Consider the following 12,290-nt stretch of genomic DNA (forward strand, 5'->3'; position numbering starts at 1 on the left):
AACCGTTTCATCGGGTGATGATTGATGAATTCGAATGAGCTGGCATCTTTGGTGTTCGGTCTTGCTGTCGTGTCGCTTAGTCCAGATGCCCAGGCTCAAGCGGCTTCCACCAATACTACCCTCGCCGTCGTCAACGCGGAGTGTGTGGGTGCTGCCGTCCAAAATAATGCTAAGGCTCTGGCCCAGGAAATTGCCCGCTTAGGGGTCGAGCGAGTGCTTTTAGAAGTAAGGTTCACCCAGGATCATCCTGGAGTTGAGTGGCTCAAGCAACGACAGCAAGGTCTTCAGGCTTGCTTTGCACAACGACAGCCAAAGGACCAAGACTTACTCGATGCGACTACCGTTAGTGTGATGGCCTCCCAGCTCGCTGAGTCTGAGTCGCTCTATACGGTCAACCAAAGCCAGTACCTGGACGACCATCCAGTGCAGCAGCAGTTAAGGGCTGAAATGGCAGCTTTGCGCCAACACTTATCGACCCTGCTGTCGCCATGAGATCAGTGTTTCAAGCGAATGCAGAGCGCAGAAACGACAACGCACCAGGGTTAGATAGTCTTTGACAGCTTGAGAGCGATGATGGCTCGCTCCATCCCAAATTACCGCGATGCGGCACCTAGGGTGTTGTGTTTGCAGGCTTCTCAAAAAAGCCAGGTCGATTCGGAATTTCCTTCTTCGTAGCCCTGGAGCCAAAAGGTTTGAGTTGCCAGGTTCAGTGCTCCATAGTCGGTTTGCTTTTGTCGTTCCTTAGTCATGGGTACCTCAATCCGCTCGCTCGTCTTGCCCCAGACCTAACCACAGAGGTCACCCCACAACAGATGGCACTCGTCTTGGAAGCAGACCACCAATAGCCTAGAAACAAGCTCTTCTCGATGCCTAGCCAACCACTCCGTAAGCTCTTGTTTTTTTCTCTACCGTTTGTGGGTCTGCTTGAGGATGGCGCTTCTGGGTCTTCTTCCAACTAAGCCCAGCTTCAGCGAACAAGGTGTAGTAACTCTGCTTGGATTCAAACACCACATCGTACTGTGCTGCCACATACTGCTGAAATAGATGCTTTGGGATTGCTATATGTGGAAAGACTCTACCTAAGCACTTACTTTGGGGTATTATGCCAAATCATTCTGCCTATTCACCTACTGCGGGACCTGAGGCGGCAAGTTTCAGTCTAAGAATCGTTATGCCGACTGAGATAGTGGTGAGGAAATTGAGCAATGTTTGCTACATGGCGTAGTTTCGATTTCAGTAACGTTAGCTCACAAGACTGAGAGCGCCGCTAGATTACTGAGAGCTGACACAATCACAACTAAGAAGACTGCTGCGATGAAAGCCAATGCACAGAAAAAGTTAGACTACCGAGTTTGTGCTTCATTTTGTTTCCATTTTTCCGTGACCACGCTAGCGATCAGCGCACTAGCAGCAAGCTGTACTCAAGCACCTAGTAAGGTCAATGCTTCTAGCGCTTCAGTGCCAGACCCAGTTTTGAGGCCGAAACCTCCTAGTGTGGCTGTGCAAAAGACTGTTCGTGGCTATTGGGTCACCGAAAAAGGAAGGCTTTCGATCTCGCCAAGCCAAGGTCGGATTTATGAATCTCATTGGTATGCAGCTGAGCCAAAGCGTGATGGCGGCGTCACCTTGCGTTGGGATAACGGTCTGAATTGCACCAGAACAAAGGGACAGGTTTACGGCAACGAAATTCGCTTCACGGCAGGAGCGGTGGCAACAAGTCTGGTTGTTCGCGATGCTAGCCAGGCAATCATTACCTTTCGACATGGCAAAGCTACCCATACTAAGCAGCTGATAAAACTACGCGAAGATCCAAGAGTCCTCTGTAATTGAGTCATCATTTAACCGCGAGGCGGCATAACAAGCCCACGGCACCGGAACAACGTTCATTCTCTAGTTGTGTTGCGAAGGCTATCTGCGGTCCGATGAGCGGAAACGTTAGCTGGCCTTTGTTGAAAGTGGTAGCAGTAGTTTGAGATCATTGGTTCACAACCTTTGTAGCACCTGACATGGAAGCATATTTGAGCGCTAGCGCAGTTGTTGATTGGTCAGAGCCTGAGATCGTCGAACTCGCTCAACAAATTGCCTCAGGACATGAAACAGCAATGGCGGTTGCAAAAGCCTGCTTTGAGTGGGTGCGCGATGAAATTCATCACAGCTTTGACTACCAGATGAACCCTGTGACTTGTCGCGCTTCTGAGGTTCTGAAGTACAAAACAGGGTATTGCTATGCTAAAAGCCATTTGCTAGCAGCACTACTACGGGCAAACCGGATTCCCGCAGGCTTTTGTTATCAGCGACTAAGTCTTGATGATCAAGGAGCGCCGTACAGCCTGCATGGTTTCAATGCAATTCATTTACCTGAAATTGGTTGGTATCGCATTGATGCCAGAGGCAACAAGGAAGGCGTTAACGCTCAATTTTCTCCCCCTCAGGAACAGTTAGCGTTTCAGCTTCAGTTTCCTGAAGAGGCGGCTTTTCATGCCATTCTTGCTGAGCCACTTCAGATGATCGTAGAAGCGTTACAAGCACAAGCTACATGGGATGCTATGCTGCGTAATCTTCCAGATCTTGCGTTAGAGGCGGCGAGGAATTACGGTCTTGTGACGGCTAACGAATATGCACCAGCCAGGCAACAACCCCAAGGCACACCGACCGTTGGGCTTGTCTGTTAAAGTTTGAGGTTGTCTGCGGCGGGTGCTTGGGATCGTTATGCCTCAATAAAAGAAATGTGTAACCTTGAAGGAAGTGTAAGTAGAGGGGAAAGCCGTGATCGGAAGAGATCAGGTGATAAAGGTACTGGGGAGGTTACTAAGTAGTGGACCGATCGACCATTTACCCAAGAAGTTCTCTGATACTGAGTTGCTTATGGCGTTAGCAGCATCGAGTTTTAACGCAAAGCAAGAATACTCTGAGAAAGAGGTTAATGATCACCTTGTGAACTGGCTGAAAGGATTTACATGTCCAACTGGCTTAGATCATGTCACGGTACGGCGTTATCTAATTGACCTGAAATTTCTCCTCAGAAATCCATCCGGCTCCTCCTACTGGACGAATGAAGCAGTAATAGCATTGGTCTTAGAGTCAGAAGCCAGCACCGTTCATCCCCGTGATGTTTTGGCTGAGGTACAACGTCAACGAGAAGAGAGAAAACGTAGCAATGTCTAATAAGCTGAATGAGTTAGCAGGTTTTGCTTCAAATCTTCCTGGTTACTCGGTAAAGCTCCTCAAAATTGGGGATGCGGCAGTGCTGCAAAGCCTCTACGAACAATGCACGGAGTTTGCTCTTCTAACCGATGGTCAACCGCCTTCACCGACGGCAGCACGTGAGGAATTTGATGCTGTGCCAGATGGAAAAACGACAGAGGACAAATACATTGTGGGGTTGTTCGATCCAAAGCATGAGTTGATCGGGATGATTGAATCGATTCGACACTACCCAGATAATCAAACATGGTGGTTAGGGTTGATGATGTTGAGTCCCCAGCAACGAGGGCAAGGATTAGGTTCAGAGTTTTATCAGGCGTTTGAAAATTGGGTCTCAGCACAGGGAGTCAAGCAAGTATCACTGTCTGTGATTGAAGTCAATGAGTTAGGCTTACAGTTTTGGAAAAGCTTGGGATTTGAGGTTATCCGCAAGACAGAACCTCGACAATTTGGCAATAAAATTCATGCAGTTTATGTGATGAGCCGTCCTGTAGCAGCGATGGTATAACAATCCGTTTGCACACCGACCGTATCAAGATAGTTGCTTGAGAACGAAAGGTTACCAGCGGCGGGTGAAGCGGAACGTTATGCGGAAGGTGCTGGTTCAGGTAATCCTGTTGGATAATCGGTCGGAGTTAAGCCTTTCAGGCAGTTGTTGTTAGAGCAGCTGTGAATGAGCAAAAAATATGGCACAATTTGCAAATGAGTGGCATAGTCTTTCGAAACCAGAGTCCACAAATGTTTCAAGCTTCTAGCCTACTTCTAGTTACTGCTGCTTAGACACAGTTCATCCCAAGCTGTTAGAAGCTGGAATGCTTATTTAGAGTCGCGTTGACCGATTGCGCCATTGATTTACGAATTGCGCCATATTTTTTGCTCATTCACAACTTTGTTGATGAATTAGTTGATGTCGTGATGAAGGGACTTGCAGTTTGAGACTTAGAGGATGCGATCTTCTTACCCCTTAACTTCCATCCAGTTGAACTTCGACAATTAGCCTTTAGACTGCCGCCGCAACCCGAAATATGAGCGGCACAACGGCAAAATGCAGCGGCGGCAGACAACCTCGAACTCAGCATCAGGGGCTTTCGACCGTCCGCTGCCATGAAGTGTTGGGCGGCTGACGCACACTCAAAACTTATTTTATAAAAGGCAACAGATTAAATTCTTGACGGATAGCCAAAAGAGACCGATCAAGTAACGGTTCAAACTCAAGAAATGGCAGCAGTTTTTGACGCTTGCGAGTCTTAAACCAAACTGGAATTAATTCTAAAATTACCCCAGGAAGTACCCTCAAAGTTGCTCCGTACAGCCAGAACGCCCCCTTTTTCCTGATCATGTCCTCGTACATTACATCAACAGCAGGGGAGTTTTTCATCTTCAAGTAAGTTTGAAACGTACATTCACTCGTCCACCAAAATAGCGGCAGAATTTTTAGCTCATCGTACATTCCTGTGTCACAGCCGTAAATCACATGCCCTACATCGTGCGCTCGTAGGATCTTGCCGAAGTCTGAAGGTTGTGTCGCTGGATCAGTAACGTGTGGATTGAGAGCATAATACTCCGCTAGACCTTCTCGCAAGGTTTGAGTACTGTGCTTGTCCATGTAAAGAGGTTTTTGGGGCATAGTATTTCGATACGGTACGGTATCGTAAACTATAATAGCATCCATGAACGATGCTAGGAAGAAATCACCAGGAAGACCTCGCAGCACAGCATCTCACCAGGCAATGCTGAAAGCCACGCTGGAACTGTTGTCAGAAATCGGCTTTGAGGCAATGAGTATTGAGGCAATCGCCTCTCGTGCTGGAGTGGGTAAGACAACCATCTATCGGCGTTACAGCAGTAAAGATGAACTAGTTGCTGATGCGATTGAAAGTATTAGAGAAGAGGTATTAATTCCCGATACAGGAAACCTTTGGAGTGATATGGATACACTCATTGAAAATGCTGCACAAATAACTCTCACTCCTCTTGGACGACAGACTGTTGCCATGATTATTAGCAGTGCATCAGGCAATTCTGGGTTCGCTCAAATCTACTGGAAAAAATATCTATACCCCCGACGACAATCCTTCGCTATTGTCATCGAGCGGGCAAAAGCAAGAAACGAAGTTCCAATAGATTTAGATGCAGGTTTGGTTTTTGACGTGATGAGCAGCATCATGCTCTACGCCTTGATCTTCCCGCCTGTTGAATCTTGGAAAGCTTATGTCCGTCGTGCCCTAAGTTTATTTCTTAAGTGAGTTTTGACGTGATTAGCTTTGAACGCTCACAGACAACCTAGATATGCTGTCCTCACCCGCCAATGTCAATGTCATTTCATACGCTGATCAGGCTGAAGACAAAAAAGTGTTCAGTCATATCCCATTTGGTGGCGGTATTCAAGAATGTTTAGGCAAAGAGTTTGTCCAACTAGAAATGAAGCTGTTTGCCATGCTGTTAATCCGTGACTATGATTGGGAACTTTTGCCTGGGCAGAATCTGGAGCGAGTGGTGCTGCCGTTCTCCCGTCCTCGTGATGGGTTAAAGGTGAAGTTCTGGCGGTGGCAACAGTGAACCATAGTGCTGCTGAGCAACCATCAGCGCCTGATGCCTGCCAAGATAAACGTGATCGCTGCCTCTGTATGTTCTTCGATCATTTCGGAGGTGAGGCGATCGACCTCTGGAGTCAGGTGTTTCCAGTTTTCATGGACGGTGAAGTAAAACAGGCAGACGCTCAAGATGTGTGTCAGTGCCAGAAAGGGTTTGAGCGGACGAAAAGTGCCTTCTGCCATGCCCCGTTCGAGAACTTTTAATAAATGTTTGTGCAGGGCTAAAACATGACACTCCTTGAAATAAGCGCCTTGATTTTGACTGGCTTCTTGAAACCACAGCATTTGGCGTTGAGGATTAGCAGCTTCATTGGCAATGGCGATCCGAATCATTTGCTTTAAGGCAGCTTCAGGAGCTAAGGCATCAAAGTTTTGTTGTACCAGGATCGCCTGCACCTCATTGACCGGACGTTGGAGAACGGCTTTGTAGAGATTTTCTTTATTCTCAAAGTAGTAGTGCAGCGTTGCAGAAGTCACCTGAGCACCTGTGGCGATCGCACTCATCCGTGCCCCCTTCAAGCCGTTCCGGGCAAACTCCTGCTCAGCAGCATCGAGAATTTGCTGCTGGGTTGCTTGTGCATCTCGCACGAGCCGGACTGCTTTTGCTGCTCGTTTACTCGATCGACCGACCACACCTCAAGCCATCATTGAGTTCTCAAGAGCCATCTTAGCCTATCCTTTCATCCGTAGATTGACGGAAGAGCAGGCAGTTGGTAAACTTACTAATTAATTAGTAAGTTAAATTTAGAGCGTTATGGAGCACTTGCAAGGTTCCCCCTGGCTGCTGGCACATCGTGCGATGCTCAAACCTAATCAGCCCCAAAAGTTCGCTCTGCTTGGTCAGGATTACGTGCTCTGGCAAGACCCGCAGGGCACGATCGCTGCTTTACCGAATGCTTGCCCGCATATGGGCGCGATGCTCTCAGAAGGTTGGTGTGTGACGCAACCCGAAGGGAGTAGTGCGATTGCCTGCCCCTTTCATGCGCTGGAGTTTGATCGCCAAGGTCGCACGATCTTACCAGGCTCATCCAAACAGACGAAAGCTTTGCTGCCACCGCTGGAATTGGTCATTCAAGGCGATTTAATCTGGACGTATGGAGGCTATGAGCCAAAGGTGCCTATTCCAGAGCTAATGAATGCGATCGCAGCCGAGTATGAGTTCATTGGCGTGACTGGTGAGCGCAGCATGCCTACGGATATTCTGAGCCTACTGCTGAATATGCACGACTATAACCATCAAAATGGCACGCACCGAGAACTCTTTTAAATTGAAGAAGTTCGAGTCAAGCAATTTATTGATGAGGGTTTGCACTCCCACGCTTACCTGGCGCAACCGAGAAAACAACCGACGCTGCGCGAGATCTTAAGAAATCCAGCGCAACTGGCGCTACCGAAGGTTTTAGAAGCTCATCTGGAGAACTACTTCCCCTTTATGGGTGTGATGCATGGTGACAACAAAATTCTGAGTTTGAAGGAATGCCACTTTTATCTGCCAGAATTTGCCAATCGATCACATGTTTTCGTGTTGCTGTACATGCAGGCACATTTACCCATCGCGCATCTGCTGAAACGCAATCTACTGAAGTTAATTGATGTGGTGGTAGAGCAAGATGCCAGGATTTTGAGCCGGATCTATCCCTATACAACTCAGCGCATCAGGCTGAATAACGAAGTTGGGATGGACTGGGTGCGCCGTAATAATGAACAGTTCCCGTCAGCGCAGTAAACCATTTTGTGCTTGGGATTTTTCTCGGGAGGGTTGCTCCAACAGCTTTACTGTCTCAGCGATCGCCCACCCCCTACAAACTGCTTCCCGCAATCTTTGCAGCGGTAGCACTGCTTGTCCCGGCGATACCCGTTTTTCGATAACTGCTGTGATCGACAGTGAGGGCACATCATTACTTTCATTACATCATGCGACGGATGATCTCCCAGGTGTGGTTCCAAATAGGACACTAGCAAGTCCTCAATCTGCTGAGTCAACTGTTCGTGGTGCGCTGGATCAGGGCTGCGAAGCGCTGCCAGCATCACCGCGTTGCTGCTATGTACACACACTTCTGCCAGCAGGCTGTACTGTTCCTCGGTAAGGGCAGGCTGGCGTTGCTGCAAAATGCTCGCCAGGAAGTCAATCGCTTCTTGTGTCATACTTTCATCGATCGCCTGGAAAAGCTCGCGCGCTAGATAAAACTGCACAAACATGACCCGTGATACGGGTTGCTCAAATAACGCCGCTACAGCCATGACCAGCACATGGATCATTTGGCGGAGCGGTAACTGAGCAATGGTGGGGATGTCTACCTGTGCCCACATCGCCTTCACCCGCTCGGTGTGGCGCAACTCCATCGCCTTGAAAATGGCAGCTTTATCGGGAAAAAACTGATAGAGAGAGCCGATCGCTGTTCCCGCTTTAGCAGCGATGAGATGGGTCGTCGCCGCTTCGTAGCCCACTTCATCAAAGACTGCGGCGGCGGCATCCAGGATTTTTTCGACGCGTGCTTTGCCCCGTTGCTGTTTGGGTTGACGGCGCAAGCTTGATGCTCGGCTGCTTGACGAACGTGAATGTTCTGTCATATCTTAAAAACACGACGAATCTTTCACAATTCTATCTTGAAGGGAGAACATCATGCAGTCAATGCTTCCTGGTGCGCCTTGGCTATTGGCGCATCAGTCAATGCTGAACGTGAATCAACCTCGGAAAGTTTCCCTCTACGGCAGTGATTACGTGCTGTGGAAGGATGCTGCCGGAGCGATTCATGCCCTGCCCAATGCCTGCGCTCACATGGGCGCGATGCTATCAGAGGGCTGGTGTGAAGCCCAAAGCGATGGGACAAGTGCAGTTGTCTGTCCCTTTCATGCGTTGCAGTTTGATGCCGCAGGCTGCACGGTCTTACCTGGATCAGGCAAGAAAACCTTACCTCAATTGAAACCTTTAGAGCTAGTCATTCAAGGTGATTTCATCTGGTCGTATGGCGGCTATGAGCCGAAGATCGCCATTCCGACGGTATTGAATGAGCTTGCAGAGCAATACTATTTTGTTGGGCATACGGGCGAGCGCAGCATTGAGACGGATCTGCTGACCATGCTGCTGAACATGCATGACTACAATCATCAAAATGGTACCCATCGAGACTTGTTTCGCATTACCGAGGTCGAGTTTCACCAGTTTGTTGACGAGGGGCATCATTCCCATGCCTTCTATGACATGCCGACTGCGCCCTACAGCCTGAGCGAGAAGTTGAGAAAACCTGATTTAATGCTGTTGCCCAGCACCATCAAAGCGCATCTGGAAAACTACTTTCCATCGCTGATCATTTTTCATGGTGAAATGCCGTTGGGTAAAGCTGCCCAGTGTCATTTCTTCATACCAGAAGCTGAGCATCGCACCCGCACTTACATTTTGCTGTTTGGTCAGGCAAAACATCCAGCCTTTAAGCTCTTTGGCAACAGCTATCTCAAGTTTGGCAAAGTTGTGGTCGATCAAGATGCAGACATTCTAGGCAAGCTTTACCCCAATACACCTCAGAAAATTAAACTCAACAATGAAGTGGGTATGGACTGGGTGCGACGTAACTTTGAAAGCTTTCCTAACGTTATGGAACCGAATCTCTCCAGGTAGACAGCAGAGGGATGACATCGATTCCTGTGCTCTTAAATTGCCAAATCGTTTTGCTTAAAAATCAATCAATGCTTTCACCCGTAGCGAATGTCTACGATTTGATCAATACAGCGTATAGAGGGGTTAAGCCATCGCTTGTAGTACAACGAAAAACTCTGCTAGGAATGGGATGGAGAGAAAAACATTGCCGACTTAAAAGCATTTTCGGCAATGTTACAAGCGCTAACGCCCCTGTTCATCCGCCGCAAATAACCTCTCGAACTCAACGAAGAGACTTCATACGGTCAGTGTGCAACGGGATTGTTAGCCTGTTTTTGATGGACACTAAGTTAACGATCAACAGGCAACTCCCACTTCGGATAAAGCCGATGAAACGTTTCACGCTGCTGCTTGAGGTCAACTTGCGGTAAGCACTGCTCTACAAGGTCGAACGTTTCCTCCACGAGTCGTCGCAACTCAGGGGTTCCGCTTGCAGCATCAGATTGAAAAACGCACTCCAACCGGGCAAAAAACTCAGGCGGCTTAAGGTTCATTTCTGCAACAAAGTAACGTGTCCATTTGAAACCGGGATGATAAACACGATTTAGTGCGAACAGCATATTGAGCAGCCATCGTGTGATGGCGCAGTTGTTTTCATTCAGCATCGGGATCTCAAGGCGCTTGGTTAGGATGTATTGCCCATCAAACGGACGAAATTTCAGATGCTTCTGCACCATCGCCACAGCCAGTGCTTCAGGATAAGGAGAAAGCCGCTTTTGCCAATGTTGGATGTGGTCTTTGCCATAAAGAACAATAGCGCGTTGAAGATGAGACACTGTGACCTGCTTCTCAAACAACAGACCGTTTTGCGACACATCGTAACGCTCAACAACATCAGTCACGATGCTGTCCATTGTCTTTCGCGCCCAATGACCCGCTTCGACTTTCATGTCGTATAGGTAGAACTGCTCCAACCATGCTTGTTTCGCTTCTTCATAGGGCTCAATTTCCCACCCTTTGACACCAACACTTTGCGCTGTGGCTCGTAATTCTTCGACGGACGGCAGTTGTGACCAGATAAAGGCTAATTCAAGGTCTGAATACTGGTCTGAAAGCCCTAACGCTGCCGAGCCAAAGACAAAACACGCTTCAACTTTGGGATGTGCTGTGAAAGCAGGAGCGATTTTGTGAGCTAACGCAATTCGCCATGCGCTGTGTTCAGTCATGTTGAGGATTATTAAGTGCTGCTGCTGAAACAATGTAGCGTACAGCAGGCTCACTCTTAATGAGACAGACTCCGTCCCTCTATCGACTCTAAAGGAGGGATAGAGGCGGATGCTCGCAGTCTCTTTGCCCTGATTCGAGTGTTTCAGACACTCGCCGTCTAAACACCCAAACCAGGATCTTAGGCTGCGCGGTCTCTGCATATTAACCTTGGATAAGGACAGATGAGGCAATCGCCTTGGTTCATTGCCCAAGGGGAGCAGAAGTGCCACGCGAGCATCGAGCTTACACCCTTTGAAAACGGGCAAAATGATCTCTGTACTACCCTTTTGCGAGCACAAAATTAAACAATCGCCTCCTGACTCAGAGGCATGATTACGTCAGTAGTGGTCAGCCTTAACTACATCGGTTGTTGTGGATGAATCCTTTGCCCAGTGAGGGCACACCGCTCTTCCTGCTGCGCGATCGCCTCAACAGTTGCTCGAAGCTCTGTCTGAGACAAGCCATGCTGCTGAGGGGGCATTGATGTCGCCGCTCTAGCACAGAATCGCCACAGTGCTAGAGGCAGCGATCGTGCCCCACCTAATCCCATCAGTTGTTCGACAGACTGCCAGAGTACATCACGGATGAGTGTTTAATACCTCTGCTCGTCCGCTAGCGCTCGTAAGTGCTCTGGCAGCGACGGTTCCAGTGAAGGACAACGACGTAGCATTCTAGTGGTGGACGATCGGTGGGAAAACCGAGCCGTTCTCGTCAACTTGTTAGAGCCACTCGGCTTCCAACTGACTGAGGCTGAAAATGGTCAAAGAGGCTTGGAAAAAATTCGCCAGTCTCAACCAGACTTGGTGATTACAGACTTGGCGATGCCCGTCATGAACGGCTTTGAACTGCTCAAGCAGGTTCGTGGTGATGCTGCTTTACAACACCAGAAGATCATTGTTTCTTCTGCCTCAGTCGCCCAAGCTGACCAGCAGATGAGTTTAGACGTCGGGGGAGATGATTTCTTAGCCAAGCCGGTCGAGTTTAGTGAATTGTTTAAACTTTTAGCTATTCACTTAAACCTGAAGTGGATCTATGAAATGACCGCTGCAAGCGACTCTCAATTAGCTCCAGCGACTGCCTCGCAACCTTCAGAAGGAACGATGCTGCCCTCCGCAGTCGAGTTAAAAACGCTACTAGACCTGGCCCAGAAAGGTAACTTAAAACGGTTGCGGGAACACATAGAGCAGCTAGTTCACTCCAACCATCACTACGCTGGTTTTGCCGCACAGGTGCTTCAGCTTGCTAAGCAATTTAAAGCTGAAGAGATTGAAGCGTTGCTGCAACAGTACTTAAGCGAGGAGAAAGCTCATGTCTAGTGCTGCCTTAATTCTGGTGGTGGACGACACCCCTGCGAACTTAGAAGTAATTTGTGAAACCTTAGGTGATGTGGGATATGAAGTCGCCACCGCGATCAACGGCGACCGCGCTCTAAAGCGCATCCAAGCTCACCCTCCCGATTTAGTCTTACTGGATGTGCAGATGCCAGGCATTGACGGCTTTGAAACTTGCCAACGGCTTAAGGCAGATCCCACTACCGCTAGCATTCCGATCATCTTTATGACTGCGCTCTCCGATGCTGCTAGTAAGGAGAAAGGCTTTGCCTTTGGTGCTGTGGACTATATTACCAAGCC

18 protein-coding genes are annotated in these 12,290 nt (G+C 48.6%); 12 read left to right on the forward strand and 6 right to left on the reverse strand.

Features of this window, described 5'->3' with window-relative positions; genetic code table 11:
* The first annotated feature begins 24 nt into the window (after positions 1–24).
* Entirely contained in the window at positions 25–492 is a 468-nt protein-coding gene (locus H6F86_RS12155) for a hypothetical protein (RefSeq protein ID WP_190448869.1), read from the forward strand.
* A gap of 378 nt (positions 493–870) precedes the next feature.
* On the opposite strand, the gene H6F86_RS32205 is transcribed toward H6F86_RS12155, so the two are convergent.
* Positions 871–1,029, reverse strand: coding sequence for a winged helix-turn-helix domain-containing protein (locus H6F86_RS32205; RefSeq protein ID WP_190448870.1), 159 nt, complete (start codon positions 1,027–1,029; stop codon positions 871–873).
* 471 nt (positions 1,030–1,500) lie between these two features.
* Between H6F86_RS32205 and H6F86_RS12165 the strand changes: the two genes are divergently transcribed.
* The 4 genes from H6F86_RS12165 to H6F86_RS12180 all read left to right on the forward strand — a co-directional run bounded on the left by H6F86_RS12165 (position 1,501) and on the right by H6F86_RS12180 (position 3,712).
* Entirely contained in the window at positions 1,501–1,830 is a 330-nt protein-coding gene (locus H6F86_RS12165) for a hypothetical protein (RefSeq protein ID WP_190448871.1), read from the forward strand.
* Positions 1,831–2,006: 176 nt separating this feature from the next.
* On the forward strand, positions 2,007–2,672 hold the full coding sequence (locus tag H6F86_RS12170) for a transglutaminase family protein (protein ID WP_190448872.1): 666 nt from the start codon (positions 2,007–2,009) through the stop codon (positions 2,670–2,672).
* Positions 2,673–2,766: 94 nt separating this feature from the next.
* On the forward strand, positions 2,767–3,165 hold the full coding sequence (locus H6F86_RS12175) for a DUF2087 domain-containing protein (protein WP_190448873.1): 399 nt from the start codon (positions 2,767–2,769) through the stop codon (positions 3,163–3,165).
* Positions 3,158–3,712 carry a GNAT family N-acetyltransferase gene (locus H6F86_RS12180; RefSeq protein ID WP_199305246.1) on the forward strand — a complete coding sequence of 185 codons (555 nt, stop codon included), beginning with the start codon at positions 3,158–3,160 and terminating at the stop codon, positions 3,710–3,712. The genes H6F86_RS12175 and H6F86_RS12180 overlap by 8 nt, the downstream gene beginning before the upstream one ends.
* A gap of 630 nt (positions 3,713–4,342) precedes the next feature.
* Here the strand turns inward: H6F86_RS12180 and H6F86_RS12185 are convergent.
* The gene (locus H6F86_RS12185) at positions 4,343–4,918 is read right to left on the reverse strand and encodes a hypothetical protein (protein WP_347240221.1); all 576 of its coding nucleotides are present in this window, start codon (positions 4,916–4,918) and stop codon (positions 4,343–4,345) included.
* A gap of 16 nt (positions 4,919–4,934) precedes the next feature.
* Here H6F86_RS12185 and H6F86_RS12190 point away from each other — a divergent pair, with 16 nt between their 5' ends.
* Together H6F86_RS12190 and H6F86_RS12195 are read left to right on the forward strand one after the other, a co-directional pair.
* Positions 4,935–5,450, forward strand: coding sequence for a TetR/AcrR family transcriptional regulator (locus tag H6F86_RS12190; RefSeq protein WP_242033488.1), 516 nt, complete (start codon positions 4,935–4,937; stop codon positions 5,448–5,450).
* Positions 5,451–5,493: 43 nt separating this feature from the next.
* On the forward strand, positions 5,494–5,763 hold the full coding sequence (locus H6F86_RS12195) for a cytochrome P450 (protein WP_190448875.1): 270 nt from the start codon (positions 5,494–5,496) through the stop codon (positions 5,761–5,763).
* Between the two features lie 23 nt (positions 5,764–5,786).
* On the opposite strand, the gene H6F86_RS12200 is transcribed toward H6F86_RS12195, so the two are convergent.
* Complete coding sequence (locus H6F86_RS12200; RefSeq protein WP_347240224.1) at positions 5,787–6,386, reverse strand: TetR/AcrR family transcriptional regulator; 600 nt, start codon at positions 6,384–6,386, stop codon at positions 5,787–5,789.
* Positions 6,387–6,552: 166 nt separating this feature from the next.
* Here H6F86_RS12200 and H6F86_RS31535 point away from each other — a divergent pair, with 166 nt between their 5' ends.
* Positions 6,553–7,065: a Rieske 2Fe-2S domain-containing protein gene (locus H6F86_RS31535; protein ID WP_199305247.1), complete on the forward strand. Its 513-nt coding sequence runs from the start codon at positions 6,553–6,555 to the stop codon at positions 7,063–7,065.
* Between the two features lie 39 nt (positions 7,066–7,104).
* Complete coding sequence (locus H6F86_RS31540; RefSeq protein WP_199305248.1) at positions 7,105–7,524, forward strand: hypothetical protein; 420 nt, start codon at positions 7,105–7,107, stop codon at positions 7,522–7,524.
* Positions 7,525–7,571: 47 nt separating this feature from the next.
* Here H6F86_RS31540 and H6F86_RS12210 read toward each other — a convergent pair whose 3' ends face one another.
* A complete protein-coding gene (locus H6F86_RS12210; RefSeq protein ID WP_190448877.1) occupies positions 7,572–8,369 on the reverse strand; it encodes a TetR/AcrR family transcriptional regulator in 798 nt (265 codons plus the stop codon).
* 52 nt (positions 8,370–8,421) lie between these two features.
* Between H6F86_RS12210 and H6F86_RS12215 the strand changes: the two genes are divergently transcribed.
* A complete protein-coding gene (locus tag H6F86_RS12215) occupies positions 8,422–9,414 on the forward strand; it encodes a Rieske 2Fe-2S domain-containing protein (protein WP_242033489.1) in 993 nt (330 codons plus the stop codon).
* Positions 9,415–9,743: 329 nt separating this feature from the next.
* Here the strand turns inward: H6F86_RS12215 and H6F86_RS12220 are convergent, their stop codons facing one another.
* Positions 9,744–10,619: a DUF4037 domain-containing protein gene (locus H6F86_RS12220; RefSeq protein ID WP_190448878.1), complete on the reverse strand. Its 876-nt coding sequence runs from the start codon at positions 10,617–10,619 to the stop codon at positions 9,744–9,746.
* Positions 10,620–11,017: 398 nt separating this feature from the next.
* Positions 11,018–11,209: a hypothetical protein gene (locus H6F86_RS32210; RefSeq protein ID WP_242033490.1), complete on the reverse strand. Its 192-nt coding sequence runs from the start codon at positions 11,207–11,209 to the stop codon at positions 11,018–11,020.
* A 127-nt stretch (positions 11,210–11,336) separates the two neighbouring features.
* Here H6F86_RS32210 and H6F86_RS12230 point away from each other — a divergent pair, with 127 nt between their 5' ends.
* Both H6F86_RS12230 and H6F86_RS12235 read left to right on the forward strand, forming a co-directional pair.
* The gene (locus H6F86_RS12230) at positions 11,337–11,975 is read left to right on the forward strand and encodes a response regulator (RefSeq protein ID WP_347240228.1); all 639 of its coding nucleotides are present in this window, start codon (positions 11,337–11,339) and stop codon (positions 11,973–11,975) included.
* Positions 11,968–12,290, forward strand: a 323-nt coding sequence (locus H6F86_RS12235; protein WP_190448879.1) for a response regulator, incomplete at its 3' end; no start/stop codon positions are given. The genes H6F86_RS12230 and H6F86_RS12235, both read left to right, overlap by 8 nt.

The organism is Phormidium sp. FACHB-592, assembly GCF_014695795.1.
In the GTDB taxonomy this organism is placed as follows: Bacteria; Cyanobacteriota; Cyanobacteriia; order Leptolyngbyales; family Leptolyngbyaceae; genus Stenomitos.